The sequence below is a fragment of the Acinetobacter sp. SH024 genome (assembly GCF_000163635.1).
Taxonomy (GTDB): Bacteria; Pseudomonadota; Gammaproteobacteria; order Pseudomonadales; family Moraxellaceae; genus Acinetobacter; species Acinetobacter pittii.
In genome coordinates this window covers 1-26,678 of sequence record NZ_GG753605.1, presented here as the reverse complement: position 1 = coordinate 26,678, position 26,678 = coordinate 1, and the positions used below count along the sequence as shown (strand labels likewise).

The following is a 26,678-nucleotide window of genomic DNA, read 5'->3' as shown; positions in this document are numbered from 1 at the left end:
ATTTTAGTCTTCTAAAACTTCTTCTAGCAATTCTTCACTAGGTGCAAAGTAATATGCGCCGTCTAGTGGTGTCACGAAATGCAATAAGCGATCATGGATACCATCTCCACTTGTACCAAACATACGTTTTAACATGGCATCAATAATATTCAGGTCCTTGGTGTACGCAATGAAAAATAAACCCTGATCACCTCTGCCGTCGCCATAAGGCAGACTATGACGCAAGATTTCCATTTCTTCGCCTTGATCATCTTCGACAACAGTACGTGCGACATGAGCATTTTCTGGTTTAACGTCATCATCCAGTTCAATTGACTCAAGCTTAGTACGACCCATGACATTTTCTTGAGCATCAACTTTTAGTTTTTTCCATTTTTCTAAGTCATGTGCATAGCGCTGCGCGAAAATGAAACTGCCATCAGCAAAAACTCCCGCGCTTTCTGGCAATAGAGCTGTTTCTGCACGGTCATCTGGAAATTGAGGGTTTTCTGTACCGTCTATAAAGCCTGTAATATCTCGGCCATCAAAATAGCGGAAGCAAACACGCTCATCAAGAACTTCAACTTTATCTTTAATACCTTCAAAAAATGCTTGGCTTAATGCAAAACAAATATCAGAACGCATACTAGCAATATGGATGAGGACATCAGCGGGAACGGCTGGCATGTTGAATGCGCCGTTTTCTGGTTCAAGTTGTTTAAAGCCAGCAGGAGATTGACTGTAAAGTTGCTTCCAAAGTTCTGGACCAAAAGCGACTGCTGTTTTGATTTGCGCGTCTGAATGCTGAGTAATGAGACGGTCGCGTGTTTCAAACAACGCTTCGAGTTGTTCTTTTAATTCATCAATTGATAAGTCTTTTAAACGAAGAACAATAAATCGGGCATGATCTGATGGCAACGGCAAAATGACAGATTGAGCAGTCATTGGAAGGTATCTCCTCAATTATAATTTAGTATGAGCTTTAATTATTGTGCCTGATGCGAAGAGCGGTTAGTAGTCTATTTCTTGATTTTATTGTTTGAATTCTCATCAATATAGTTTTATAAAACAGTATAATTCCACTTTTATTGTCTATTTTTACTATGTCTTTGCAAGTTTGGTTTGCCTATATGTTGGCCTGTTGGGTCATTAGTATCTCTCCGGGTGCGGGAGCTATTGCCTCAATGTCGAGTGGTCTAAATTATGGCTTTAGACATGGTTACTGGAATGCAATTGGTTTACAAGTTGCCTTGGTGCTTCAAATTATGGTGGTGGCAGCAGGTGTCGGGGTTTTATTTGCAACGACTCCTTTAGCTTTTCAGGCCGTTAAGTGGTTTGGCGTAGCCTATTTATTATATTTAGCCTATTTGCAGTGGACAGCACCTGTAAAAGATATAGAAATTCAACAAGAAAAAAGAGATAAATCTGCTTTAGCTCTGCTATTAAATGGTTTTGTAGTCAATATTAGTAATCCTAAAGCGATCGTATTTTTATTGGCAGTTTTGCCGCAGTTTTTAGATTTGAGTAAGCCTCAATGGATACAATATCTAATTATGGCAGCCACTATGATTACGATCGATTTGATTGTAATGGCTGGATATACGGGGCTGGCATCCAAGGTTTTAAGATTACTTAGATCCCCTAGACAGCAAAAATATTTAAATCGGGGCTTTGCTGTAATGTTTAGCTGTGCGGCTTTATTATTGAGCACTGTTCATCAGGCGTCCTAAGTTAAGCCGCCTGTGTTTGATTTTTTACTTTTTGAGTTATAAAAATAACAGCAAAACTTAATGCCATACATAAAACAATACTAAGACCTGTAGAGATATTGAGTGCTGCACTTGACCATAAACCGACACTAACACCGAGCTGGGCTAACACGAATGCCCAAATAACCATTTGCTTTGGTGAGTTTGCCAATAGACGAGCACTTAAGGCTGGTATTACGAGTAATGCACCCATTAGCAAAGAACCCACAGCACGCAAGGCTAAAACTGTAAATAAGGCTAATAACAGCATGAAAATAAGGCGTTGCCAGTTTGCATTCACTCCTTCACTAATTGCGATATCCGGATCAATTGCAAACTGTATTTGTGGCTGCCAAAAACGGTAAAGAATTACGAGTGATATCGCAATAATCAAAGTGAAAACAGGGAGGTCAGGCCAATCAATGCTGAGCAAGTCGCCAAATAAATAACTTAAAAGCTCTGGTCTTAAACTTGGTACATGTTGAATAAACAATAAACCACTACACAGTAATGTCGCTGAGCATAAGGCTAACAGAGCATCGTTGGGCAAACGATTGTCGTGTAAAGCCCATAATACGCCTACCAGTAAAACCGCTGTGCCTGCAACGCCAAGCCATAATGGAAGACTTAAGGCTCCTGCAATAGCAACCCCGAGTAGTGTTCCGTGCGCCATCGTGTCAGCAAAAAAAGACATGCGTCTCCAAAGCATTAAACAACCCAGAGGTGCAGTCAAAAATACCAGCAGGGTTCCCATAATCCATGCGGGCAACAATAATTGTAACCATTCCATCATGGCTTAAGCTTCCGGTTCTGGGTGAATATGAGGGCGGTCATTATGAGGGCAAGGGTGAGCAGCATCACCGTGAGCACAATGGTCATGATGATGTTGATAGAAGACCCTTTGAGTTCCAAATATTGCCTGATATTCAGGGTGTTGCTGAATATTCTCGGGTAGCCCACTACAGCAAATATGTTTATTTAAACACACTACGCGGTGTGTTCCTTGCATAACCCATTGTAAGTCATGAGAGACAATTAAGATCGCACAACCATATCGTTCTGGCAGGCTACGAACATAATCATAAAGTTCCGCTTCTGACTGAATATCTAGACCTTGCATGGGTTCATCAAGAACTAAAATATCTGGCTGACGAAGCAGTGCACGAGCCAATAGTACTCTTTGGCGTTCTCCACCTGAAAGTTGTTGTACTTTTGATTGTTGTAACTTTGAAATACCTGTGTCTTGAATAATTTCCTGACGCAGGGCAGAGCTGCATTTTTCTAAATCAAGAAGGTCCTGAACACGTAAAGGGAGACTGTGTGAAGGGTTAAACTTTTGTGGCACATAAGCCATTTTAAGTTTTTTATGATTGATAACACGCCCACTACTCGGCTGGAGAATACCGAGTAGAACCTTTATCAGTGTTGATTTGCCAGCGCCATTGGGGCCAATTAAAGACACAATTTCATTTTCATGTAAGGCAAAATCAACTTTTTTTAATATATCCCGATCATCACGATGAACAGAAACCTGCTCAAGCTGAATTAATACAGGATTTAAGGAGTTGTGCGGCACTGTTGGCATTTCCCCGAAATTTCAATAATGCTGTGTTGAGCCACGAAGTCATCTGAAGCTGCAAGCTGGTCAAGCTGGTGTGTGAGGCCTTGAGAGGAAGCTTCTTTAACCATATGGCATTCGGTACAAATCAGGAATGCTGCTTGATGGCCTTCACGCGGGTGGCAACAAGGAATATACGCATTAATAGAAGTTAGGCGGTGAATGAGACCTTTTTCTAATAAGAAATCTAAAGTTCTATATACAGTTGGAGGCGCAGCAGGGCGATCAGTTTGACTTTTTATACGTGCCAATAAGTCATAGGCACCCATCGGACCCGAAGCATTTAAAATGAGTTCCAGAACTTCTTTGCGCAAAGGTGTAAGGCGTGCGCCAGTCGCAGAACATAAACTTTCTGCTTCAGCTAAACGACTTGCGACATTATGATGATCATGCACACCATGCAAAGAATCATGATGTTCATGCGAGCAGGAACTCATAGGGGTAACCTCGAATTTTTAACGGAATATTAGCATGAAGCGATGCTTCATTCGATTAATCTTAGGTATTTTTGTAACTTTGTTATATTATAACATGCTTCGAGCTAATTTAAATTGATGGTCTGTCATGTTCCGTTTTTTTGTTTTCAGTATGTTCTCACTTTTGAGTACGTTAGGGTGGAGTCAGGGTTTGGTGGTTTCTACACACCCGATTTATCTGATTGCAAAAGAAGTCACTCAAGGGGTTGAAGAACCACAACTCTTATTAAAGGGACAAACTGGGCATGACGTACAATTAACTCCAGCGCATCGTAAAGCAATTAATGATGCGTCTTTGGTGATTTGGTTGGGTAAAGCGCATGAAGCGCCCTTAAATAAATTATTAGGTAATAATAAAAAGGCGATTGCACTATTAGATAGTGGCATTGTTTCTGTTTTGCCCCAGCGTAGTACACGTGGTGTAGCTTTACCTAATACAGTAGATACACATGTATGGTTAGAGCCTAACAATGCGGTTCGAATTGGTTTCTTTATTGCGGCTTTGCGCTCTCAGCAACATCCTGAAAATAAGGCAAAGTACTGGAATAATGCCAATGTATTTGCTCGTAAAATGTTGCAGGCAGCACAAGCTTACGATAGTTCAAGTAATGGCAAACCGTATTGGGCATATCATGATGCCTATCAATATTTAGAGCGTTCACTAAACTTAAAATTCGCTGGTGCTTTAACAGATGACCCTCATGTTGCACCAACAGCAGCTCAAATTAAGTATCTTAATGATAGTCGACCAAAAAATCAGATGTGTTTGTTGGCAGAGAGTTTTACCACTAAGGGTCAATACCAAAAATTAGGTAACATTACTTTTCAGCCAGTAGACGAGAGCATGAATAATGAGGATGATTTCGTCACTGCATGGAAGAAACTGGCTATAAAAACAGATAAATGTGTATTAAGTACGCAAAAGTAAGATAAAAAGTAAACAAAGGCTGACTGTAGCGTCAGCACCACCTGTCATGAAAAACCCCGACTAAAGTCGGGAAAAGATTGCATGTTCAGGGGTGTAACTCTATAATGCCTGCGATTAAAAGCGATCATCAGCTAAACTTGTCAAGCATTTATGCTGTGAGTGGATAAATAATGAGCCAAACTAGTCGCTTGATTGACCGACGATTAGCAAAAGCTTTGGTCTTCTTACAAGCATGTATGATCCCTGTTTCCGCACTTGTGGCGTGGAGCATAAAAGACATGACAGCAGCATTAAGTGCGGCACTTGGTGCGTTGGTCTGCTGGCTTGCTACGGGTTATTTTTCGTGGCAATCCTTCAGAACAGCAGGTGCACGAGCATCAAAACAAGTGCTGTCTAACATGTATAGGGGCATGTTAGGCAAATTTGCAATCATGATCGTTGGATTTATTTTGATTTTGAGCAATGTTAAACCTTTATCACCGTTAGCATTGCTGTTTGGTTTTATTCTCGTTCAGGCAATGTCGTGGGTCGCTCCGTTTTGGGTGTCACGTCTACAAAAACGGGTGTAGAAACAAGAAGAATTGAAGATTTTTTGGAGGGTGGCGAGATATCGACAGTACGCCGATGTTCGTTTCCCTTCTTTTTAGTAATTGACATTGACCAGGTGTGATTTATGGCTGCTGAAGAACATGCCCTCACTTCGACAGAGTATATCAAGCATCACTTGACCAATATGACCTATGGCAAAATGCCAGACGGTACATGGAAATTGGCTGAGACTGCTGAAGAAGCTCATTCGATGGGGTTCACTGCAATTCACTTGGATTCAATGGGTTGGTCAATTGGCCTTGGTGTGATTTTCTGTTTGATGTTCTGGATCGTTGCGAAAGCTGCAAATGCAGGTGTTCCAACTAAATTCCAGTCAGCAATCGAAATGATCATTGAGTTTGTTGACTCAAGTGTCCGTGATACTTTTCATGGCAAATCACGTTTAATCGCTCCGCTTGCACTCACTATTTTCGTGTGGATTTTCCTCATGAACTTAATGGACTTGATCCCAGTTGACTGGATTCCTCAAGTTGCAGCGTTTGTAGGTGCAAACGTATTTGGTATGGACCCTCACCACGTTTACTTCAAGATCGTTCCATCTACAGATCCAAACATTACTTTAGGTATGTCTTTATCTGTATTTGTACTTATCTTGTTCTACAGCATCCGCGAAAAGGGTGTTGGTGGTTTCGTTGGCGAGTTGGCACTTAACCCATTTAACCCAAGTAATCCAGTTGCAAAAGCGTTGCTTATTCCAGTGAACTTGATTTTGGAATTGGTAACATTCCTTGCTCGTCCGATTTCATTAGCTCTCCGACTATTCGGTAACATGTATGCCGGTGAGTTGATCTTTATCCTAATTGCTTTATTGCCGTTCTGGATTCAATGGGCGTTGTCTGTGCCTTGGGCGATCTTCCACATTCTTGTAATCACGTTGCAGGCATTCATCTTTATGATGCTTACCATCGTTTACTTGAGCATGGCAAGCGAAAAACATTAATGGTATTGCCTAACTATCAAATGATGGTTGGGCTGAATTTTTTTAATTTAATTTGGTAATAACCTAACCTCTGAGGAATTTTTCATGGAACTCACTTTAGGTCTAGTTGCAATTGCATCTGCTATCTTGATCGCTTTCGGTGCTTTGGGTACTGCGATTGGTTTTGGTCTTTTGGGTGGTCGCTTTTTAGAAGCTGTTGCTCGTCAACCAGAATTGGCTCCACAACTTCAAACTCGTATGTTCTTAATCGCGGGTCTTCTTGATGCTGTGCCTATGATCGGTGTTGGTATTGGCTTGTTCTTCATCTTCGCTAATCCATTTGTAGGTTAATCATCTTAATTCCTAAATCCACTATTTGAGGAATTGCAATGAATATCAACCTCACATTGATTGGTCAAGCGATTGCGTTTGCATTCTTTGTTGCATTCTGCATGAAGTTTGTTTGGCCACCACTAATCAATGCGATTAGTGAGCGTCAGCGTAAAATCGCTGATGGCTTAAATGCAGCAGAAAAAGCGAAAGCTGACCTTGCCGATGCACAAGCGCAAGTTAAGCAAGAACTTGATGCAGCTAAAGCACAAGCGGCTCAATTGATCGAACAAGCGAACCGTCGTGCAGCGCAATTGATCGAAGAAGCTCGTACTCAAGCTGCGGCTGAAGGTGAGCGTATTCGTCAACAGGCTAAAGAAGCTGTTGATCAAGAAATCAATTCTGCTCGCGAAGAATTACGTCAACAAGTAGCTGCTTTGGCAGTAACTGGTGCAGAAAAAATCCTGAACCAGCAAGTTGATGCAGAAGCTCATAACGCCATGCTGTCTCAGCTGGCTGCTAAACTTTAAGCGAGGCGAATTATGGCTGAACTCTTGACGTTGGCACGTCCGTATGCCAAAGCAGCATTTGCTTATGCTTCTGAGCAAGGTGCAACAGACAATTGGTCGAATGCGTTACAAGTGCTCAGTGCTGCGGTGCAAGACGAAGCATTTTCCGCTTATTTAAATCGCCCTGAACTTACTCCTGCGGAGCAAGTGAAGCTTTTTGCTAAAGTTTTAGGTGAAGATCAATCTCAAGCAGTGTCTAACTTTTTGACACTTCTTGCAGATAACGATCGTTTAATGCTGTTACCTGAAATTGAAGCAGAATATGAACAGCTTAAATCACAGAATAACAACAATGTGGATGTCGTGATTGAATCGGCTTTCCCGTTAACTGCTGAACAAGAGCAACTGTTGAAATCTGCTTTAGAAAAGCGTTTTAACAGTACAGTAACTGTTTCAGTTGAAGTTAAACCTGAGCTTATTGCAGGTGTTGTAATTCGTGCAGGCGATCAAGTGATAGATGATTCTGCGCTTAACAAGCTTGAAAAAATGCGTACTCGTCTTCTTGCATAATGCAAATGATGAAGACTGAACTAATAAAAGATTGAGGAATAGCGCAATGCAACAACTGAATCCATCCGAGATCAGTGCGCTCATTAAACAGCGTATCGGAGATCTGGACACCAGCGCGACCGCTAAAAACGAAGGTACCATTGTTATGGTATCCGACGGTATCGTGCGCATTCACGGTCTTGCTGATGCAATGTACGGTGAAATGATCGAATTCGACGGCGGCTTATTTGGTATGGCACTGAACCTAGAACAGGATTCAGTGGGTGCCGTTGTTTTAGGTAACTACCTAAGCCTTCAAGAAGGTCAAAAAGCTCGTTGTACAGGTCGTGTATTAGAAGTTCCAGTTGGTCCTGAACTTCTTGGCCGTGTTGTCGACGCTTTGGGTAACCCAATTGATGGTAAAGGCCCAATTGATGCGAAATTAACTGATGCTGTTGAAAAAGTAGCACCAGGCGTAATTTGGCGTCAATCTGTAGATGAGCCTGTTCAAACTGGTTATAAATCAGTTGATACAATGATTCCTGTTGGTCGTGGCCAACGTGAGTTGATCATCGGTGACCGTCAAACTGGTAAAACAGCGATGGCGATCGATGCGATTATCGCTCAGAAAAACTCTGGCATTAAATGTGTATACGTTGCGATTGGTCAAAAACAATCAACAATTGCAAACGTTGTACGTAAGCTAGAAGAAACTGGCGCTATGGCGTATACAACTGTTGTTGCTGCTGCGGCTGCTGATCCTGCTGCAATGCAGTACTTAGCTCCGTACTCTGGCTGTACAATGGGTGAGTACTTCCGTGACCGCGGTGAAGACGCTCTTATTATTTATGATGATTTGTCTAAGCAAGCTGTTGCTTACCGTCAAATTTCATTACTTTTACGTCGTCCACCAGGTCGTGAAGCGTATCCAGGTGACGTATTCTATCTTCACTCACGTCTTCTTGAACGTGCTTCTCGTGTATCTGCTGACTACGTTGAGAAATTCACTAATGGTGCAGTAACTGGTCAAACTGGTTCTTTAACTGCATTGCCAATTATTGAAACTCAAGCAGGTGACGTATCTGCATTCGTACCAACGAACGTAATTTCGATTACTGACGGTCAGATCTTCTTAGAAACATCATTATTCAACGCAGGTATTCGTCCTGCTGTGAACGCGGGTATCTCTGTATCTCGTGTTGGTGGTTCTGCTCAAACCAAGATCATCAAAAAATTGTCTGGTGGTATCCGTACTGCTTTAGCACAATACCGTGAATTGGCTGCGTTTGCTCAGTTCGCTTCTGACCTTGATGAAGCAACTCGTAAGCAACTTGAACATGGTCAACGTGTAACTGAGTTAATGAAGCAAAAACAATATGCTCCTTACTCAATTGCTGACCAAGCTGTTTCTGTTTATGCATCTAACGAAGGCTACATGGCTGACGTAGAAGTTAAGAAAATCGTAGACTTTGATGCTGCGTTAATTTCTTACTTCCGCTCAGAATATGCTCCGTTGATGAAACAAATCGATGAAACTGGTGATTACAACAAAGACATCGAAGCAGCAATCAAAGCAGGTATTGAAAGCTTTAAAGCGACTCAAACTTACTAAGTTTAGTTTTAGTTAAGTTTGGTTCACGGATCAACCTTCGGAAGCTCGAAAGAGCTTTCGAATACTAGGTTAAGCGTATGGCAAATTTAAAAGAAATTCGCGCCAAAGTAGCTAGTATCAAGAGCACGCAAAAGATTACTCGCGCGATGCAAATGGTAGCTGCTTCTAAAATGCGTCGTGCGCAAGAGCGCATGGCTCAGGGCCGTCCGTATGCCGATAATATGCGCCGTGTAATTGCTCACTTGGTACAAGCAAACCCTGAATACAAACACCGTTATATGGTTGACCGCCCAGTTAAGCGTGTTGGCTATATCGTAGTGTCTTCAGATCGTGGTTTGGCAGGTGGCTTGAACATTAACTTGTTCAAGAAAGTTGTGCAGCATGTCAAAGCACAACAACAGCAGTCAATTGAAGTTGAATTTGCTTTAATTGGTCAAAAAGCGGTTTCGTTTTTTAAGAATTACGGCGGTAAAGTGCTCGGTGCAACTACCCAACTTGGCGATGCGCCGAGTTTGGAACAGTTAACTGGCTCAGTCCAAGTTATGCTTGATGCATTTGATAAAGGCGAATTAGATCGTATCTATCTCGTATCAAATGGCTTCGTTAATGCAATGACTCAGCAGCCTAAAGTAGAACAACTTGTTCCTTTAGCACCAGCAGAAGAAGGCGATGATCTCAACCGTACTTATGGTTGGGACTATATCTACGAACCAGAAGCAGAAGAATTGTTAAATGGTTTGTTGGTTCGCTATATCGAGTCTATGGTTTATCAAGGTGTGATTGAAAACGTTGCATGTGAGCAGTCAGCTCGTATGGTCGCGATGAAAGCAGCGACAGACAACGCAGGACAATTGATTAAAGACCTACAACTCATTTACAACAAGCTGCGTCAAGCCGCGATTACTCAGGAAATTTCCGAGATCGTTGGCGGTGCCGCTGCCGTTTAACATTATTAAGTTTGAATTGAGGAGACAGCAATGAGTAGCGGTCGTATCATTCAGATCATCGGCGCGGTTATCGACGTCGAGTTTGAGCGCAATAGCGTTCCTAAGATCTATGACGCTCTCCAAGTTGACGGTACTGAAACTACATTAGAAGTTCAGCAACAGCTTGGCGATGGTGTTGTTCGTACCATCGCAATGGGTTCTACAGAAGGTCTTAAACGTGGCCTTAATGTAACTAGCACAAATGCACCGATTTCTGTTCCAGTAGGTCCAGCTACGCTTGGTCGTATCATGGACGTTTTGGGCCGCCCAATTGATGAAGCAGGTCCTGTAGCGACTGAAGAGCGTTTGCCGATTCACCGTCAAGCCCCTTCTTATGCTGAACAAGCAGCTTCTACTGATCTTTTAGAAACTGGTATTAAAGTAATTGACTTACTTTGCCCGTTCGCAAAAGGTGGTAAAGTTGGTCTATTCGGTGGTGCTGGTGTTGGTAAAACCGTTAACATGATGGAGTTGATCAACAACATCGCGAAAGCTCACTCAGGTTTATCTGTGTTTGCTGGTGTTGGTGAGCGTACTCGTGAAGGTAACGACTTCTATCACGAAATGAAAGATTCTAACGTTCTTGACAAAGTAGCAATGGTCTACGGTCAGATGAACGAGCCACCAGGTAACCGTTTACGCGTAGCGTTAACTGGTTTGACTATGGCTGAATACTTCCGTGATCAAAAAGACGAAAATGGTAAAGGTCGTGACGTATTATTATTCGTCGACAACATCTACCGTTATACACTTGCGGGTACTGAAGTATCAGCATTGTTAGGTCGTATGCCATCTGCGGTAGGTTACCAACCTACACTTGCAGAAGAAATGGGTGTTCTTCAAGAGCGTATTACATCTACTAAATCTGGTTCGATCACATCGATCCAAGCGGTATATGTACCTGCCGATGACTTAACAGATCCATCTCCTGCAACTACATTTGCTCACTTAGATGCAACAGTAGTATTGAGCCGTGACATCGCATCTTCTGGTATCTATCCAGCGATCGATCCACTTGACTCAACTTCACGTCAGTTAGACCCATTAGTTGTTGGTCAAGAGCACTATGAAATTGCGCGTGCAGTACAAAACGTATTGCAACGTTATAAAGAGCTTAAAGACATCATCGCAATCTTGGGTATGGATGAATTAGCTGAAGAAGATAAATTGGTTGTTTACCGTGCGCGTAAAATCCAACGTTTCTTCTCTCAACCATTCCACGTAGCTGAAGTGTTTACTGGTGCTCCTGGTAAATTAGTACCGCTTAAAGAAACGATTCGTGGCTTTAAAGGTCTATTAGCTGGTGAATACGATCACATCCCAGAACAAGCGTTCTATATGGTTGGTGGTATTGACGAAGTGATTGCTAAAGCTGAGAAACTCTAATTTAAGGAGATCATCTCATGGCGACTATGCAATGTGATGTCGTAAGTGTTAAAGAGTCTATTTACTCTGGCGCAGTAACGATGTTAATCGCGAAAGGTGCTGGTGGTGAGCTTGGTATTTTGCCAGGACATGCTCCACTTGTAACCTTGCTTCAACCGGGCCCGATTCGTGTTCAGTTGGAAAATGGTACAGAAGAAATCGTCTATGTATCTGGCGGTGTTTTAGAAGTTCAACCTCATGTTGTAACGGTTCTTGCAGATACTGCAATCCGTGCAGACAACTTGGATGAAGCGGCAATTTTAGAAGCACGTAAAAATGCTGAACAATTGCTTGCAAACCAAAAGAGTGATTTGGACTCAGCTGCTGCGTTGGCTGCCTTGGCAGAAACAGCTGCACAGCTTGAAACTATCCGTAAAATCAAAAACCGCGCACTATAATTGCCGGTTTGAGATTGAAAAAGCCACCGTAAGGTGGCTTTTTTTATACGTTGTTTTTTTAAGATTCAGTTTTTGAATCTGACTTTTCATCTCCTGCCATAATCATGGCAGCAAGCTTCACCATATCCATTTGAATGGTATTAAGCTGTTTTTCAATTTGGTCAAAATTGATTTGATCTAATTTCCCATTGAGTAATGGCATGCTAAGAGCTTGTTGGTTGGCATGTAATAAACTTTGGCGAATATTCTCAATTTCCTGACTTTTGATATCTAAAGTCAAAAGTGCTTGATTTAAACCTTCTAGTTGCTGTTTTAACGTAGTGACAGTAGTTTTTAGTTCATTCTGATTCTTATCTTGGATGGCTTGTTCAACATCAAGCTGAGTATCTTTAAGCTGTTCAACATAGTCACCAGCTTTAAGCTGTAAATTAGCAGCGTCGCGGACCATATAAAAAATATTGCCGCTTTTAAGTTCGGCTTTGTTGGGTGCAATTTCTGACTCTTGTTGTTCAATGTTTTGGTCAGCTGCCTGTTCAGCTATTTCAGTTTTTTCTTGTTCGGTAGCATGGTCTTGTGCCTGATCACACCCGAGTAAAAGCATGCCTGAGGCAAAAATTACAAAAGGAAGAAATGCGCCCTGTAAAATTTTTTTCATAACTACAAACAACATCAAATAAAGCAAATGGATACTATAGGCATAAAATATGAAGAAAGATTGTATTTTTGCAAACGAACAACACTTTGAGGAGAGCATAAAAAAGAGCGTATAAAACGCCCTTTCTCATATTTTAAAATATTATTTTGCTAACTCTGCTTCAACTGCTTTAACGATTTGTTCATCGTCTGCTGTTAGGTTTGGAGCAAAGCGAGCTACGACTTCGCCATTTTTATTAATTAAAAACTTTTCGAAGTTCCATAAAACTTCTGGAGCAGGGTTGGTTGGAATACCTAAGCCTTCTAAACGCTCACGGAAAGGACCTTCACCAGTGCGTTCCGGCTGAGCCGCTGTCAAAGTTTGGTAAAGTGGGTGCTTATCTTCGCCGACTACAGAAACCTTAGAAAATAAAGGGAAATGAACATCATAATTTAATGAACAGAACTGTTGAATTTCTTCATCAGAACCTGGTTCTTGCTCTTTAAAGTTATTTGCTGGGAAACCTAAAATTTCAAGACCTTGGTCTTTTTTTGCTTGGTAAAGTTTTTCTAAGCCTTCGTATTGTGGAGTTAAACCACATTTAGAAGCAGTATTTACGATAAGTAGAACTTTACCTTTATATTGTTCAAGATCGACCGTTTCGCCTGAAATAGCTTTTACTGGAATGTGATATACAGATTGTGTCATGAGTCTTTCCTAAAGATTGTAATTGATATCAAGTAACGCATTTGTTTTAACTGCTATTGAAGGGTAGTGCAATAATATTCGTGTTCAAAAAAGAAAAAGTTTTTAAAGATAAACTGAATTCTAGTTATTTCTGATTTGGATAGGTGTTTGCCCAGTGTAACGTTTAAAAAATTCAATAAAACTTGAGCTATGTTGATAACCTAAATCATATGCTAAACGCTTGATAGGCGTCCCTTGGCGAATCTGATGAATGGCATAAATAATTTTGGCTCGGTTACGCCATTCGGACAACGAAAGCTGAAGCTCTTGTTGACTCAAACGTAATAAGTGGCGATCACTGACCGAAAAGTTTTGTAGCAACTGCTGTAAAGAGTGATCAAAAAGTAATGGATCTGAAAGTTTTTCTAAAATAGGCAATAAAACAGGATGCCGTGTTTGCGGTAAATAATGCGAATATGCAGGAGCTTGTTTGAGTTGATCGAATAAAACTTGTAAAAGATGTTCTAAATATTCAGGTTGTTCGGTTTGTTTTTGCTGCTCTAGAATTTGTAAAACTAAAGTGCGAAAAAAAGGCTGAATACTAAAGCATCGACAGCTATTTCCTAAAATAGAGCATAGGCGAGGGTGCAGTCGAATACAGATATAATGAATTTCATGGTCGATATGGGTTGACTGATGAACAGTTTGAGGTGGAATCCAAAGACCATAGCTAGGTGGAGAAAGATATAGCTGTTCTTCAATCTCCATTTCTAATATGCCATTTAAACTGAAATTAAAATCTCCCCAAAGAGATGCATGAGGACGAACAATATCTTCTTTTTGGTATAGAAATTCATGAACTTCTATACTGTTTAATAATGAAAATTGCTGATCCTCATTGTTCATCTATATGCTCTGACTCATATTTTAATTTTCACAAGTAGCTTTAGGGTTATTAAGACCTTTCGCTAAGGTAAATGTACTCAGTAATGCTAGGGCAACAAAGCTTAATACACCATAAATTAAAGTATTTTCATTGAAATGATCAACCACATATCCCCCTAATAATGAACCTGTCGCAATCATCACCTGAAACATACCTACAAAAAGCGGCATACCTTTTTCAACTGCATTTGGCGCATGTACAAACATCCAAATATTCGCTGAGGTAGGGAAGGCACCAAATGCAAATCCCCATAACGCGGTTAAGACAATAGCACCAAACTCATGAACGGCAAAAAGAGGAAATCCAAAGAATACGATTGCAAAGCATGTACCCACAAAAGCTAATGTATAACGGACATTTAGATTCCCACTATATCCGGCAAAAGCATTTCCGAAAATACCAGCAATTCCATAGAGCAATAATAATGAACTAATGGTTGTTCCATTAAAACCGGCAACATTTTTAAAGAAAGGGGCTAAATAGCTATAGGCACAGAAATGAGCAAGTCCGATCAATAAAACAATCAACATGCCACTACGTGCTTTGGGAGTACGTAATAGTGCTGGTAAGTCTTTCAGGTGAATTGCCGAGTCTGGAATAAGTTTAGGTAAAAAGATTAATTGTAAGATTAAAACAATTAAGCCAATTCCTGCTGTAATTCCAAAAGCACTACGCCAGCCATAAAACTCGCTTAACCAAGTTCCAATCGGTACACCTAGAACTGTAGCAAAAGTCACACCTGCCATCACGACCGCAGTTGCTTTAGCAATAGGAAGATGCGAAGGAGCTAATTTTCCACTTAGAGCAATGGCGGTCGCCCAGAAACCACCAATTGAAATACCTAAAATTAAGCGGCTTAACAATAAAATATGAAAGTTTTCAGCAAATGCGGTAATGGTATTGGCAATAACCATAATAGCTGTCAGCAAGATAAGCACATAACGCCGATCAAGTTGTTTTACTGATACAGGCAATAGAGGGGCTGCAATTGCTGCCATAATGCCGGGTACTGTAATAATCAGGCCTGCTGTACCTACAGAAATATTTAAATCAGTTGCGACACTATTTAGAACACCAACAGGTAAAAATTCACTTGTTACTAATGCAAATGCTGCGATAGAAACGGCCAAAATGGCAAACCAGCTTCCTTGAGTAGAGGTCGTGGGTCGCGCTTTAGAGATAGACGATTGGTCCATAGGAAATCCTTACTTGGCTAAATTTGGAGTAAAGAAAGGCAATTTATTAATTAACTAACGATCATTATGAAAATAAAATAGTTGATAAAAAATCGAACGTCAATTAATTTAATAACGATTGTTATAAAAATAGATGTGATCTTTATGACAAATAGGCATGAAACGAATTTAGCTGTTACAGAAGATACGCTGAAAAAAAAGCGCGGACGTCCTAAATGCTTTGATGAACAAGAGGTTTTGCAAAAAGCAATGTTGCTCTTTTGGGAGCATGGCTATGAAGCAACGTCTATTAGCGATTTAACGCATGCTTTGGAAATTACAGCACCAAGCCTATACAGTGCCTTTGGCGACAAAGAAGGGCTGTTTTACAGAAGTGTTGATTATTATTTAGCTCATGAAGGATGTCCGATTGACACTATATTTGTAGAAGCAAAAACTGCAAAAATTGCTGTTGAGTTATATCTTTATGACATTGTTAAAAGATTGGTTCAGCCGAATAAGCCAGCAGGTTGTATGGTGGTCGTTGCTGCGATGAACTGCTCTGATGCAACTCAAGATGTACAGCAAAATCTATTAGATAAGCGCATAAAGACAAAAGAAAAATTATTAAAACGTCTTCAGCAAGGGGTAGAGCAAGGGGATTTATCTTCTCATGCACCTTTACAGGAAATGACTGATTTTTATACTACTGTCATTCAAGGCCTTACCATTCAAGCAAGAGACGGTGCGAGTAGCGAGCAATTACATAAAGTGGTAGGTCATGCCGTGAAAGCTTGGACATTATTCTAAAAAGGATAATGTCCTAAGTTCGATATCAATGTCGGAAATACGATATTTCAATTTATTAAGACATTCTTCAAAATAAAACCATCTTTTGTAGATGGTGTATTGCTATGAGTCAGGTCATGAAATATCACAAATGGGCGTTTATTTTTCCCATTTTGGCAGTATTGATTTGGTCTTTAAATATTGTAGTCACCCGCTATGTCTCGGATTATATCTCTCCGGTAAGTATTAGTTTTTATCGGTGGTTAATCGCTTTTATTATTTTGACTCCATTTATGTTTATGTCTGTGTGGAGACAAAGACGACTAGTCATACCCTATTTACCTAAGCTTGCTGTGTTAAGTGCATTTGGGATGGTGCTTTATCAAGGCTTAGCTTATACGGCTGCCCATTATACCAGTGCAACCAATATGGGAATTGTGAATGCATTTATTCCCATCTTTACGATCTTTGTTTCGCTTGCCATTTTAAAAGATGTGCCTAATCGCTTTGCAGTTTTTGGCAGTATTCTATCTTTTGCAGGTTTGCTATATGTCATGTCCCAAGGAAATATTAATAAGCTTTTAAGTGGTGGCGGACACCTTGGTGATGCTTTGATGATTATTGCCGTATTCTTCTATGCATTTTATGGAGTATTCCTTAAAAAATGGCAGTTGCCACTACCAATTATGACAAGCTTATATGTTCAGATTGGATTTTCTGTCATATTTCATATTCCTTTAATTCTCTGGTTTGGACTCGATGCTTTAAATGTAGAAAATGCACCAAGTGCTATTTATGCAGGTGTATTTGCTTCACTTATTGCGCCTTTAGTTTGGATGTTAGCTGTTCAACAACTCGGTCCTAATAGAACAAGTATTTTTATGAACTTGGTGCCTGTCTTTACAGCAGTTATTGCAAGCGTCTGGTTGTCTGAGCAGTGGACCATTTATCATACGTTAGGTGGGATTGTTATTTTAATTGGTATCATTATGGCTCAGAAGAAGGTGAGTCCTAAAAAGAGCGAATTAATGCAAGAACAAAACTAAAGTTGCTAAAAAAACTATGGCATATTTTGAAAAAAACTCATAAAAATATGCCAATTTTTTCTTAGTTAAAGTTTTTCTATATGATTTATAAATAGTTTATAGAAATAGGTTGTAATATAAATATTAAAAAAGCCGAGTAAAAATATTAATATAATTTTAATTTATAGGCAAAAAACCGCAAATTCCCTACACTTTTCATGCTTTTTTTAGAGAAATAATATATTTCTCTCATTGAATCTCTTACCACATAATAGCGGCCACTACGAAAGGCGCTCTTTTCTTTGTAAATTACCTTTTGTTCCACAGATATCCAAACCCTCTGGATGTGGTATATACCCATCCTTTTTTATGCTCAGTTATCCCTATATAACTGAGCTTTTTTTTGTTTGAAATTAGGCGCGAATAATCTCTCTGGTAAGAGCGTTAATGATTCGGCTTGGTTGTTGGCTCTGGCCTAAGTCACCATTCAGATAGTTTAATTGTGAACCAAAGTATTGGCAGGCATCCTGTAGTGAGTGTGCAGGTTCTTGTCCACTTGGGTTCGCACTAGTCGAGACAATAAAGCCATGAAAAGCATTGCATAATGCCACACATAAAGGATGTGTAGTGACTCGAACAGCGACAAGTGGATGCTCACCTTTAATCCATGAAGGAATATGTTCACCAGCAGGTAATAGCCAAGTTGTTGCTCTTTCTGAAGGTTGATGATTAGTCCAACAATCAATAATTTCTTGTTGAGTTGTTTGAGGTAGAGAAGTTAGTAGGTGCTCAACTTGGTTAATATGACCTGCTAATAAAATTACACCCTTTTCAATAGGCCTTTGCTTTAGTTCAAGAATCTTTTGAAAAGCTTGCTCATTAAAAGGGTCGCAACCTAGCCCCCAAACTGCCTCAGTTGGATATGCCAAAACTTGACCTTGTTGTAAACATTGGGCTGCTTCGGTAACTGAGGTGGTAATCATGGTAATACTCTTCCTTTCAATCAGACAGAATTGCTATTGTGCGCTCCAATACTAAGAACGACAACGTAAATACAATCCTGATTGTTGCATACATAAACCAAGTAGTTCTAGTTCCATCAGTGAAGAGGTGAGTTCTGCAACAGGCTGAGAGTGATGTAAAACAAGCTGATCAATATTTTGTCCGACCCAGTCTAAAGATTGATAAAGGTTAATTAAATGCTCAGGAATTTCTGGAGTACTAGAAACTACAGCCTCCTCGGTGGAGTTTTGTTGCTGACTTTGCCATTGAGTGGGTAAAGCAAGGTCTTCAATAATTTGTTCAGGATGATCGACTAAAATTGCTCCCTCACGAATAAGTTGATGGCAACCTTGATGAAACTCACTGTAAATATGACCAGGAATGGCAAATACAGTCTTACCTTGTTCGGCAGCTTTGTTCGCAGTGATGAGAGAACCACTTTTTAAGGTAGCTTCTACCACTAACACGCCTAAACTCAAACCGCTGACAATTCGGTTTCTACGTGGGAAATGCTGTTGTAATGGGGGTGTTCCAGGCAAAAATTCAGTAATAATCGCGCCGTTTTGAGCCAAAATATGTTCTGCAAGTTTTTTATTTTGAGCAGGGTAGGTACTGTCTAAACCAGTTCCTGTTACTGCAATTGTACGTTGATGTGCTGATGCTCCTTGGTGAGCAGCTTCATCAATCCCATATGCCAAGCCACTACTCACATAAAAACCTTTTTCACTTAAGTAATAGGCAAAATCATAAGCAACCTGACGACCATGTGGGCTTGGTTTTCGGCTACCTACAATCGCAATTTGTGGTTGCAACAAAGCTTGAGCTTGGCCTTTTCCAAAAATGATAGGTGGATGATCTGTATAAGGTAATAACTGAGCGGGATAACCTGAGTCATCTGCCGTTAAAATAAAGTCGGTATATTGCTGGATCTGCTCAGTTAGTTTTTCAAACTGAGCTTGACCCTGAGCAGTTTGAAATTCATCTACGCGTTTTAAATGATTAGCATGTAACCCGAGATTGCGCCATTGAGATAATCCAGCAGGTTGGACCGCCTTTTCACAGCTACCAAAATAATCGACAATTTTTTTAAAGCTGACTAAAGAGTGTTGCACCAAATACCACACTTTAAGCGTGTGGTAATGGTGTGAAGAAAGTTGAGTAAGCATTGTAAAAGGTACATCCAGCATTAATCATTAAAGCGGGGTGGCTGGATGCTTGAACCAACTTTAACTGGTAAATCGCTTTCTAATACGTAGGCATAACTCAACTGATCAAAAGTTCTAAAGACCATCAGACTACCAATTTGTTGTCCTGGTAACTGTATTGGTTCTTTGGTTTTAGGATCTCGAATGGTTTCACCTTGTTGCGTAATATCAAAAACTTGTCCTACTTGAATACCTTGTGCCGTACCGCGATCTAAAGTGACCACACTATTTTTGGCAGCAGTACCAATTGAGCCCATTACACGAATAATTTTGCCGCCGTCCGTCACCTGAGTGGCATCTACCGGATAAAACAAAGTAGGCAATGTTGCTTCTTCTTCTGGCATTACCCGATCACCACGACGTACTTCAGAATTGTAGCTATCAGTTAACTCAAGCGTGGTAATGTCTTTTTCAGAAGAGATCGCAATCCCTGAGGCAACTTGTTGTAGCTCAATACCTAGACTGTGCTTTTTGCCTTTATTATCGGTGAAATAATAAGGTTCACCTTCACGATAAACTGCGTAACGTTGACCATCAATTAAACCTTGTCCGCGCGCATAAATAGTTTGACCTTTTGCTGCAAGTACACGTTGATCGGCAGTACCGACTACATAAGGAGTGTGTTGAATTGCATCGATAGGTAGAATAGTGCTGTGTTCTAACCATTGTTTGATATGTTCAAGGGGAATAACAGGTACGTTATTGTTAAGTGACTCCACACGAACTTGAGGTTGTAAATTTGTCATTTGGCCTGTGTAACGGCGAATAATGCCGACACAGCCATCTCCCTCATCTTTACCGATCAATGGGCGGCCATCTAAACTACACAGCAGTAATCGATCACCAGGATAAATCCAGTGTGGATTTTTGACATGCTGATTGTTTGCCCAAATTTCAGGCCAGCGCCAAGGTTTACTCAGAAAATGACCGGAAATATCCCATAGCGTATCTCCTCGTTTTACAACGTAGACATGTGGTGCATTACTTTTAAGAGAGGGTGGATTATGGTTCGGACTAGCAGCATAAGTCTCTGCTACCGTACTGAATGCAACCCCTGTAAAAAGTGCCAAAGCAAGTAAATGCTTTTTTATCCCCAAAGCATGAAATTGAACCATGCCGTCAAAAACCTTTTTCATTATGATAATTCCTAAAAATTATGCGTGCAGATGCGTTATAATAGGCGGCTAACACACAATTTTTCGATGAAGTATTTCCTTCATTTGGTTTTTCAATCAATGGCATAAGTGAGGACGTCAGTATGGCCTTATTACCTATTTTAAGTTTTCCTGATCCCCGTCTTCGTACCATTGCTAAGCCTGTTGAAGAAGTTACTGATGAAATTCGTCAACTTGCAGCAGATATGCTTGAAACCATGTATGCGGCACCGGGTATTGGTTTAGCAGCTTCTCAGGTCGATCGTCATATTCAGCTTATCGTCATAGATTTGTCTGAATCTAAAGATGACCCTATGGTTTTCATTAACCCCAAAATAACTCCACTGACAGAAGATAAGCAGCAGTACGAAGAAGGCTGCCTATCGGTGCCACAAATATACGACAAAGTTGAGCGCCCGTCACGTGTGAAAATTGAGGCAATTAACCTTGAAGGTCAAGCATTTGAGTTAGAAGCTGATGGACTTCTCGCTGTTTGTATCCAACATGAAATGGATCACTTAAATGGCAAATTATTTGTGGATTATTTGTCGCCACTTAAACGTCAGCGTGCTCGAGAAAAAGTCGAAAAAGTTGTTCGTCAACGTGAGCGTGAAAAAGTTGCAGTAAAACGTTAAAAATTTCTATTCTTGAAACATTAATGTAGTGTGGATGTGATTTTTGGTTTTTCGTAGTGGCTTACTGCTTGCATGTGCAGCAGTATTTTTACAGGTTGCGGTATTTCTACAGCCGCTATTACCGAAGCAGTATCAAATTGCTCCGGTCTGTGAAACTATTACCCTCGCTTTGCTTAAACCTAAAGCACAAATGGAAACCATGTCACATGCCATGCATTCACATCATGAACATCCTGTTGAACAGGCTCAAGCCTCTGAGCAACATGATCATCATGATGCAAATCACCAGTGTCAATATTGTACCGTCTATGCCAATCTGGTTTTGCCACCTGAATTTGGCGTAAAAGAAGTTTTAGTCCGCATACAAGTCCGCTTAGTCGCTTATCAACAAGCATTTAGACATGTCTACTTTGCACTACAGCGACTTTTTTTACTCCCGCAAGGGCGTGCACCACCTCTATTTGCATAAATAAAAGCAATTTTTTGTTGGGGTCTTAACTGACTTCGATATCACTTTATTTATGTTTTAGAGCGTATAAAAATGCCACATTCTAAATTTTTACTACAACCTTTATGGGTTGCGATGTTTGCTGTCTCTCATTCGGGGCTAGTTTTTGCTAATTCAGAAAAAAATGATGCCGATACTAAAGCGCTTCACTCATTAGCACCTATTGTTGTTACAGCACAACAAGGCAACGATGCAAATGGCTTGATTGTACATGCAGACCCGAAACAGCCCATTCAGCCAGTGCCTGCTACAGATGGTGCAGACTACCTACAAAGTATTATGGGTTTTAACTCAATACAAAGCGGTGGAACCAATGGTGATATGACCTTCCGAGGCATGTTTGGTTCACGCATCAAAATTCTAACTGATGGAACTGAAAATTTAGGTGCATGCCCAAACCGTATGGATGCACCGACTTCCTACATTTCACCAGAAAGTTATGATCGTATTTCTGTGATTAAAGGCCCGCAAACAGTTCAATATGCCAATACAGGTTCTGCTGCAACAGTCCTTTTTGAGCGTCAGCCTGAACAGCTCACCACAGAAAAACCTTATCGGGGTCAAGCGAGTGTCTTGCTAGGTTCATTTGGACGTATTGATCATAATGTTGAAGCGGCAATTGGCGATGAGAAAAAATATATCCGTTTAAATGCCAACCGTTCAGAGTCGAATAGTTATCAAGATGGTGATGGAAATACCGTGCCGTCAGCATGGAAAAAGTGGAATGCTGATGTAGCGCTTGGCTTTACTCCAGATGAAAACACGTGGGTCGAAATCACGGGTGGGAAATCTGATGGTGAATCGCTTTATGCTGGACGTTCAATGGATGGTTCTCAGTTTGCGCGTGAAAGTTTAGGGCTTCGTTTTGAAAAGAAAAATATCACTGATGTGATCAAGAAAATTGAAGGGCAGGTGAACTACAGCTATAACGACCATATTATGGATAACTTTAGTTTGCGCACACCGCCATTAGTTGAAATGAATCATGGTGGTATGACCATGCTGATGCCGAATCCAATGGCAATGCAAGTGACACGCCGTACATTAAACTCACGTTTGGCAATGACTTCTGAATGGAACAAATGGAGTTTGATCACAGGCGTTGACTCTCAATTTAATAAACATGGCGGTAGCATGTCATCGCCAACAATGCCTTCTATGAATATTCCATATCGCCAAGATATGCGTTTTCAATCATATGGTGCTTTTGGCGAACTCGGCTATCAATGGAACGATTTCAACAAAATGGTTGCAGGTGCACGTTTAGATCGAGTTACAGTTGAAGATGAGCGTGCTGATTCTGAAGCAAAAGGCTTTAATACTAAACTTGAAAAGACTTTACCGAGTGCATTTGTCCGTTGGGAAAATAAGCATCCAGAGCATGACCTAAAAAGCTATATTGGTTTAGGTTATGTAGAGCGTATGCCTGATTATTGGGAACTTTTCTCGCCTAAACATGGTAACGCTGGCTCAACTAATACTTTTAACGGTGTGAATCCTGAAAAAACATTACAGTTAGATCTAGGTTTTCAGCAACAGCATGGTGCTTTAAACACATGGGCTTCTGCTTATGCAGGTTTGGTGGATGACTACATTTTAATGAGTTATCACCATCACCCAAGTACTGGAATGGGTGGGCATGATATGAGTCATGATATTACTGCGGGTGCCAAGAATGTCGATGCAACCATTGCAGGTGCGGAAGCGGGTATTGGATATCAATTTACCGATCATATTCAGGCAGATTTGAGTGCGATGTATGCATGGGGTAAGAACACCACAGATGACAAACCACTACCTCAAATTTCACCTTTAGAAGGTCGCCTAAATATTCGCTATGTGGCTGATAAATATAATTTAGGATTATTATGGCGAGCGGTTGCTGAGCAAAACCGCGTGAGTCTACATCAAGGTAATATCGTAGGATATGACTTAAAACCAAGTAAAGGTTTCTCGACTCTTTCTCTAAACGGAAGTTACAACCTTCGTAAAGATATCGATGTCTCTGTTGGCATTGATAACGTATTAGATAAGACCTATACCGAACACTTAAATAAAGCGGGTAGTGCAGGTTTTGGATTTGCGAGTGAAGAGCAGTTTAACAATATCGGAAGAAACTACTGGGTCCGTATGAGCATGAAATTTTAAAAAGCTTAGCGAATTAAATGAACTGAAAATATTAATTTAAAGAGAGAAATGAAATGACTGATAAATTATCACCTGAACAGTCTTGGTGGGGATGGAAGTTACTTATTGTGGCTTCTATTCTGAGTTTATTGTTTATGATTGTTTTTTACTTGGCGATCAACAATGAACCTGACTACATGCCAAGTCAAAAAAAGAAGCAGATGACGGAGTCACACGAGCAAATGAATCACGCTGAAATGCACAGTTCATCAGCTCAATAAGTTCCTTAATATTTGAAAATGGAAGTCTAATTAACGGGCTTCCATTTTTGTTTTTAAGTTTTAAAAGTTATTGATGCATACTCGCTAAGGTTTTTGCCTTACCTTGATTCTGATAAAGCGTTAAGCCAAGTTTTTGTATATTACGGCCTGATTTAGATAAAAACTTTTCAACTTTTGGTGAAAGCTTTGCACCATTATAAAGTAGTGAATTACGCACAATTAGATAATAAGCAAACCATGAGGCAGACTGCTGAGGCAATCCGAGTAGTTTCATTCTCTTCTTGCCAATAAAAAATTGGGTAAGTTCTAAATGTTGTCGATAAGCAAGCTTCTGCTGCAAAGAACGTAAATGTAGATATTTTCTCTCAAAAGGCTCTTTGGATAAGCTTGATCCTAACTCAACACTGCTGTGATCGGAGCGAGGGTGAGCAAACTGCATCCAGTAAAGTAACCTCCAACCCTCAGATTCAGATTGAATAAGCCATTTTTCATCAATACCCATCAACCAGCCAACATAACGCCAAAAATGTAGAAAACTCTTGGCTTCTTGTTTGGTCGGCCATACACCCAAAGCTCTAATACCGAGTAAAACTACACTGCTAAAAGCCAAATTAGTCATTGCTAAATCAAATTGATTAAGTGGAATTCCCCAAACCTCACTATTCCAACGATCAGACTTTTTTAATTGTCGGCGAACGAGTGCATGAATAAAGCGAACATAAATCGTTGAAGTAAAACCTGCGCTTAAACGGACAAGTCCTTGAGGTTCAGTAATATCGACCCACCATTTTGTGGTTTCAGCTAAACGAGTACCCGCCTGTTTCTTTAATGCACCCGTTAAAATTAGCGGCTGATTAAATCCCGGATATAAATATCCCGCCATTAAGGATAGATCTCTAAGAATAAAACCATTATTTATTCCTAAACGATGAGTAAATTTAACAGCCTCATCAATTTGACGCTCATCTAACCATCCAGGCTTTTGTTCAATGTAATTAAAGAAATTTTCTAACTCGGTAGGTATAGGCTCAGATAGATTATCGCGGCCTTGAAATAATATCTTCTCAAAAATCATGCGGTGATCTTTGGGATTTTGCATAACCCAATCAATCACCTGATCCATTTCAATATCCCCTTCATAAAGAGCATGTTGTAAAGACATATATTCCGTATAGTTTGGTTGTACAGGTTTTTCACAACAGATATTTAAAAACTGAGTAAAAAAATTGCTGTCTTGCATGTCATTAAAAGAAGCAAGTCGAGTCGGGCTAATCATTTGCATATCGTTACTTACTTATTGAACTGAATAATAAATAGGCTAATATGAATAATTATTCGCATTCAATTCGCATTTAACGAATAAAAACGATGAGAAAAGCCCCACAGCAACAGCGTTCAAAAATTATTGTTGACCATATTTTAGAGGCGACACAGCAGTGTATCGCCCAGTATGGATTACTACATACGACGACGCCTAAAATTGCAGAGAAATCTGGAGTAAGTGTTGGGTCGATTTACCAATACTTTGAGAATATAGATCAAATCATAGAAGAACTATTGCGCCGTAAAAGCGAATTGCTGGGGCTACAACTTAAAGAATTAGTTGTGCGACAAGGAAATATTCCTTTAGAGCTGCTCATTCCCTTAGCAATAGAGTTGGGATTTAATGCATTAAAAGCCGATCATGGATTTTTTATAGAAGTGCTGAAACACTGGCATGACTATAGTCATTCGCAAGCTGCTCAGATTTTAGAAAAGCATTTTTTTGAAGTAGGGTTATATACATTCAGTAGAAATCCTCATCAGTGGGACTTCGAACAGGTAAAGCATAAATCCTTTGTAATTATTAATAGTACGCTTTTTACGATGATGCGATATGTAAGCCAAAACAATTTTCTTATCTCAGAACAACAACTTAAACGCGAATTATCGAGCATGATACTGGCTTATTTAAGTCAAAAATAAAAAATTAAAATAATTATCAATATAAAACAATAGCTTAATTCGTGTGGTGGTTTAAAAGTAAACGCTCAAGTCATTAATTTTTAATTTTCGCTTGCAAAGGGGATGAGATGGTCTATAATGCACATCCATCGGCGGTGATGCGGATAGAAACTTGTTGAAAAACAGTTACTTGAGATTAGATTGGTTGCTTTAAGTGATGAATTTGATGGTAAGTTGGTTTGAGAGATAAGTTTTAAAAATATCGAAATTACCTGTTGACTTTTAAGAGATTAAGAGTAATATAGCCGACCTAGCTTGCTGGTGACGAACCAGGAAGAAGATCATTAAGAGAATTGAAGAACAACTTGTGTGGATTTTTACTGGTTGATTAATCGAAATAATTTTCATTGATTGATTGGTTTAAATTACTCGAAGTTTATTTGAGCGAAATTTAAGTCAGTAATTGATGAGCCAGAATTG

29 protein-coding genes and 1 pseudogene are annotated in these 26,678 nt (G+C 40.1%); 18 read left to right on the top strand and 12 right to left on the bottom strand.

Annotation, left to right across the window (positions count from 1 at the left end; translation table 11 throughout):
- Window positions 1-3: 3 nt before the first annotated feature.
- Window positions 4-924 (bottom strand): Dyp-type peroxidase, encoded by a 921-nt coding sequence (locus HMPREF0013_RS22475; protein ID WP_005804760.1) that lies wholly within the window; start codon window positions 922-924, stop codon window positions 4-6.
- 158 nt (window positions 925-1,082) lie between these two features.
- Between HMPREF0013_RS22475 and HMPREF0013_RS22470 the strand changes: the two genes are divergently transcribed.
- Window positions 1,083-1,709 (top strand): LysE family transporter, encoded by a 627-nt coding sequence (locus HMPREF0013_RS22470; RefSeq protein WP_005804759.1) that lies wholly within the window; start codon window positions 1,083-1,085, stop codon window positions 1,707-1,709.
- A 1-nt stretch (window position 1,710) separates the two neighbouring features.
- On the opposite strand, the gene znuB is transcribed toward HMPREF0013_RS22470, so the two are convergent.
- From znuB to HMPREF0013_RS22455, 3 genes are read right to left on the bottom strand one after another with little or no spacing between them, the layout of a single operon-like run.
- Complete coding sequence (gene znuB, locus HMPREF0013_RS22465) at window positions 1,711-2,520, bottom strand: zinc ABC transporter permease subunit ZnuB (protein WP_005804758.1); 810 nt, start codon at window positions 2,518-2,520, stop codon at window positions 1,711-1,713.
- Between the two features lie 3 nt (window positions 2,521-2,523).
- The gene (znuC, locus tag HMPREF0013_RS22460; RefSeq protein WP_005804757.1) at window positions 2,524-3,312 is read right to left on the bottom strand and encodes a zinc ABC transporter ATP-binding protein ZnuC; all 789 of its coding nucleotides are present in this window, start codon (window positions 3,310-3,312) and stop codon (window positions 2,524-2,526) included.
- Window positions 3,285-3,782, bottom strand: coding sequence for a transcriptional repressor (locus tag HMPREF0013_RS22455; protein WP_002114130.1), 498 nt, complete (start codon window positions 3,780-3,782; stop codon window positions 3,285-3,287). The genes znuC and HMPREF0013_RS22455 overlap by 28 nt, the downstream gene beginning before the upstream one ends.
- Before the next feature lie 127 nt (window positions 3,783-3,909).
- On the opposite strand from HMPREF0013_RS22455, the gene HMPREF0013_RS22450 reads away from it, so the two are divergent.
- The 10 genes from HMPREF0013_RS22450 (at window position 3,910) to HMPREF0013_RS22405 (ending at window position 12,086) form a co-directional block, all read left to right on the top strand.
- Window positions 3,910-4,749 carry a metal ABC transporter substrate-binding protein gene (locus HMPREF0013_RS22450; protein WP_005804756.1) on the top strand — a complete coding sequence of 280 codons (840 nt, stop codon included), beginning with the start codon at window positions 3,910-3,912 and terminating at the stop codon, window positions 4,747-4,749.
- A 170-nt stretch (window positions 4,750-4,919) separates the two neighbouring features.
- Window positions 4,920-5,318, top strand: coding sequence for an ATP synthase subunit I (locus tag HMPREF0013_RS22445; protein WP_005072004.1), 399 nt, complete (start codon window positions 4,920-4,922; stop codon window positions 5,316-5,318).
- Window positions 5,319-5,422: 104 nt separating this feature from the next.
- Window positions 5,423-6,298 (top strand): F0F1 ATP synthase subunit A, encoded by an 876-nt coding sequence (gene atpB, locus HMPREF0013_RS22440; protein ID WP_002114072.1) that lies wholly within the window; start codon window positions 5,423-5,425, stop codon window positions 6,296-6,298.
- A gap of 84 nt (window positions 6,299-6,382) precedes the next feature.
- The gene (atpE, locus tag HMPREF0013_RS22435; RefSeq protein WP_000424060.1) at window positions 6,383-6,628 is read left to right on the top strand and encodes a F0F1 ATP synthase subunit C; all 246 of its coding nucleotides are present in this window, start codon (window positions 6,383-6,385) and stop codon (window positions 6,626-6,628) included.
- A 38-nt stretch (window positions 6,629-6,666) separates the two neighbouring features.
- Complete coding sequence (locus HMPREF0013_RS22430; RefSeq protein ID WP_001024691.1) at window positions 6,667-7,137, top strand: F0F1 ATP synthase subunit B; 471 nt, start codon at window positions 6,667-6,669, stop codon at window positions 7,135-7,137.
- A 12-nt stretch (window positions 7,138-7,149) separates the two neighbouring features.
- Window positions 7,150-7,686: a F0F1 ATP synthase subunit delta gene (locus HMPREF0013_RS22425; protein WP_002114070.1), complete on the top strand. Its 537-nt coding sequence runs from the start codon at window positions 7,150-7,152 to the stop codon at window positions 7,684-7,686.
- Window positions 7,687-7,732: 46 nt separating this feature from the next.
- Window positions 7,733-9,277 (top strand): F0F1 ATP synthase subunit alpha, encoded by a 1,545-nt coding sequence (gene atpA / locus HMPREF0013_RS22420; protein WP_002114049.1) that lies wholly within the window; start codon window positions 7,733-7,735, stop codon window positions 9,275-9,277.
- A 77-nt stretch (window positions 9,278-9,354) separates the two neighbouring features.
- The gene (gene atpG, locus HMPREF0013_RS22415) at window positions 9,355-10,224 is read left to right on the top strand and encodes a F0F1 ATP synthase subunit gamma (RefSeq protein WP_002114131.1); all 870 of its coding nucleotides are present in this window, start codon (window positions 9,355-9,357) and stop codon (window positions 10,222-10,224) included.
- Between the two features lie 30 nt (window positions 10,225-10,254).
- On the top strand, window positions 10,255-11,649 hold the full coding sequence (gene atpD, locus HMPREF0013_RS22410) for a F0F1 ATP synthase subunit beta (protein ID WP_002114045.1): 1,395 nt from the start codon (window positions 10,255-10,257) through the stop codon (window positions 11,647-11,649).
- Window positions 11,650-11,666: 17 nt separating this feature from the next.
- The gene (locus tag HMPREF0013_RS22405) at window positions 11,667-12,086 is read left to right on the top strand and encodes a F0F1 ATP synthase subunit epsilon (protein WP_002114076.1); all 420 of its coding nucleotides are present in this window, start codon (window positions 11,667-11,669) and stop codon (window positions 12,084-12,086) included.
- A gap of 58 nt (window positions 12,087-12,144) precedes the next feature.
- On the opposite strand, the gene HMPREF0013_RS22400 is transcribed toward HMPREF0013_RS22405, so the two are convergent.
- From HMPREF0013_RS22400 to HMPREF0013_RS22385, 4 genes are all read right to left on the bottom strand, one after another.
- Window positions 12,145-12,741, bottom strand: coding sequence for a hypothetical protein (locus HMPREF0013_RS22400; RefSeq protein ID WP_005804755.1), 597 nt, complete (start codon window positions 12,739-12,741; stop codon window positions 12,145-12,147).
- Window positions 12,742-12,882: 141 nt separating this feature from the next.
- Window positions 12,883-13,428, bottom strand: a complete 546-nt coding sequence (locus HMPREF0013_RS22395) for a glutathione peroxidase (RefSeq protein ID WP_005072014.1) — start codon at window positions 13,426-13,428, stop codon at window positions 12,883-12,885.
- 120 nt (window positions 13,429-13,548) lie between these two features.
- Entirely contained in the window at window positions 13,549-14,313 is a 765-nt protein-coding gene (locus HMPREF0013_RS22390; protein WP_005804753.1) for an AraC family transcriptional regulator, read from the bottom strand.
- Between the two features lie 21 nt (window positions 14,314-14,334).
- Window positions 14,335-15,549, bottom strand: a complete 1,215-nt coding sequence (locus tag HMPREF0013_RS22385; protein ID WP_005804752.1) for an MFS transporter — start codon at window positions 15,547-15,549, stop codon at window positions 14,335-14,337.
- A 135-nt stretch (window positions 15,550-15,684) separates the two neighbouring features.
- Here HMPREF0013_RS22385 and HMPREF0013_RS22380 point away from each other — a divergent pair, with 135 nt between their 5' ends.
- Together HMPREF0013_RS22380 and HMPREF0013_RS22375 are read left to right on the top strand one after the other, a co-directional pair.
- Window positions 15,685-16,338 carry a TetR/AcrR family transcriptional regulator gene (locus HMPREF0013_RS22380; protein ID WP_079377716.1) on the top strand — a complete coding sequence of 218 codons (654 nt, stop codon included), beginning with the start codon at window positions 15,685-15,687 and terminating at the stop codon, window positions 16,336-16,338.
- A 104-nt stretch (window positions 16,339-16,442) separates the two neighbouring features.
- The gene (locus HMPREF0013_RS22375) at window positions 16,443-17,363 is read left to right on the top strand and encodes a DMT family transporter (protein ID WP_002114137.1); all 921 of its coding nucleotides are present in this window, start codon (window positions 16,443-16,445) and stop codon (window positions 17,361-17,363) included.
- Window positions 17,364-17,755: 392 nt separating this feature from the next.
- Here the strand turns inward: HMPREF0013_RS22375 and HMPREF0013_RS22370 are convergent, their stop codons facing one another.
- Genes HMPREF0013_RS22370 through HMPREF0013_RS22360 form a run of 3 tightly spaced genes read right to left on the bottom strand, consistent with a single transcriptional unit; the run spans window position 17,756 to window position 20,685 of the window.
- Window positions 17,756-18,325 (bottom strand): L-threonylcarbamoyladenylate synthase, encoded by a 570-nt coding sequence (locus tag HMPREF0013_RS22370; protein ID WP_005804750.1) that lies wholly within the window; start codon window positions 18,323-18,325, stop codon window positions 17,756-17,758.
- A 51-nt stretch (window positions 18,326-18,376) separates the two neighbouring features.
- Window positions 18,377-19,510: a DNA-processing protein DprA gene (gene dprA / locus HMPREF0013_RS22365; RefSeq protein WP_005804749.1), complete on the bottom strand. Its 1,134-nt coding sequence runs from the start codon at window positions 19,508-19,510 to the stop codon at window positions 18,377-18,379.
- 20 nt (window positions 19,511-19,530) lie between these two features.
- A complete protein-coding gene (locus HMPREF0013_RS22360; RefSeq protein ID WP_005804748.1) occupies window positions 19,531-20,685 on the bottom strand; it encodes a LysM peptidoglycan-binding domain-containing protein in 1,155 nt (384 codons plus the stop codon).
- A 122-nt stretch (window positions 20,686-20,807) separates the two neighbouring features.
- Here HMPREF0013_RS22360 and def point away from each other — a divergent pair, with 122 nt between their 5' ends.
- From def to HMPREF0013_RS22340, 4 genes are all read left to right on the top strand, one after another.
- Window positions 20,808-21,338 (top strand): peptide deformylase, encoded by a 531-nt coding sequence (def, locus tag HMPREF0013_RS22355; protein WP_002114101.1) that lies wholly within the window; start codon window positions 20,808-20,810, stop codon window positions 21,336-21,338.
- A gap of 43 nt (window positions 21,339-21,381) precedes the next feature.
- Entirely contained in the window at window positions 21,382-21,807 is a 426-nt protein-coding gene (locus HMPREF0013_RS22350) for a DUF2946 family protein (protein ID WP_005804747.1), read from the top strand.
- A gap of 72 nt (window positions 21,808-21,879) precedes the next feature.
- Window positions 21,880-23,994, top strand: coding sequence for a TonB-dependent copper receptor (locus HMPREF0013_RS22345; protein ID WP_017482415.1), 2,115 nt, complete (start codon window positions 21,880-21,882; stop codon window positions 23,992-23,994).
- Between the two features lie 53 nt (window positions 23,995-24,047).
- Window positions 24,048-24,254, top strand: a complete 207-nt coding sequence (locus tag HMPREF0013_RS22340; protein WP_005804745.1) for a hypothetical protein — start codon at window positions 24,048-24,050, stop codon at window positions 24,252-24,254.
- A 67-nt stretch (window positions 24,255-24,321) separates the two neighbouring features.
- On the opposite strand, the gene HMPREF0013_RS22335 is transcribed toward HMPREF0013_RS22340, so the two are convergent.
- The gene (locus HMPREF0013_RS22335) at window positions 24,322-25,536 is read right to left on the bottom strand and encodes an oxygenase MpaB family protein (protein ID WP_017482416.1); all 1,215 of its coding nucleotides are present in this window, start codon (window positions 25,534-25,536) and stop codon (window positions 24,322-24,324) included.
- A gap of 86 nt (window positions 25,537-25,622) precedes the next feature.
- On the opposite strand from HMPREF0013_RS22335, the pseudogene HMPREF0013_RS22330 reads away from it, so the two are divergent.
- Window positions 25,623-26,193 (top strand): annotated as a pseudogene (locus tag HMPREF0013_RS22330) (TetR/AcrR family transcriptional regulator).
- Window positions 26,194-26,678 lie beyond the last annotated feature (485 nt).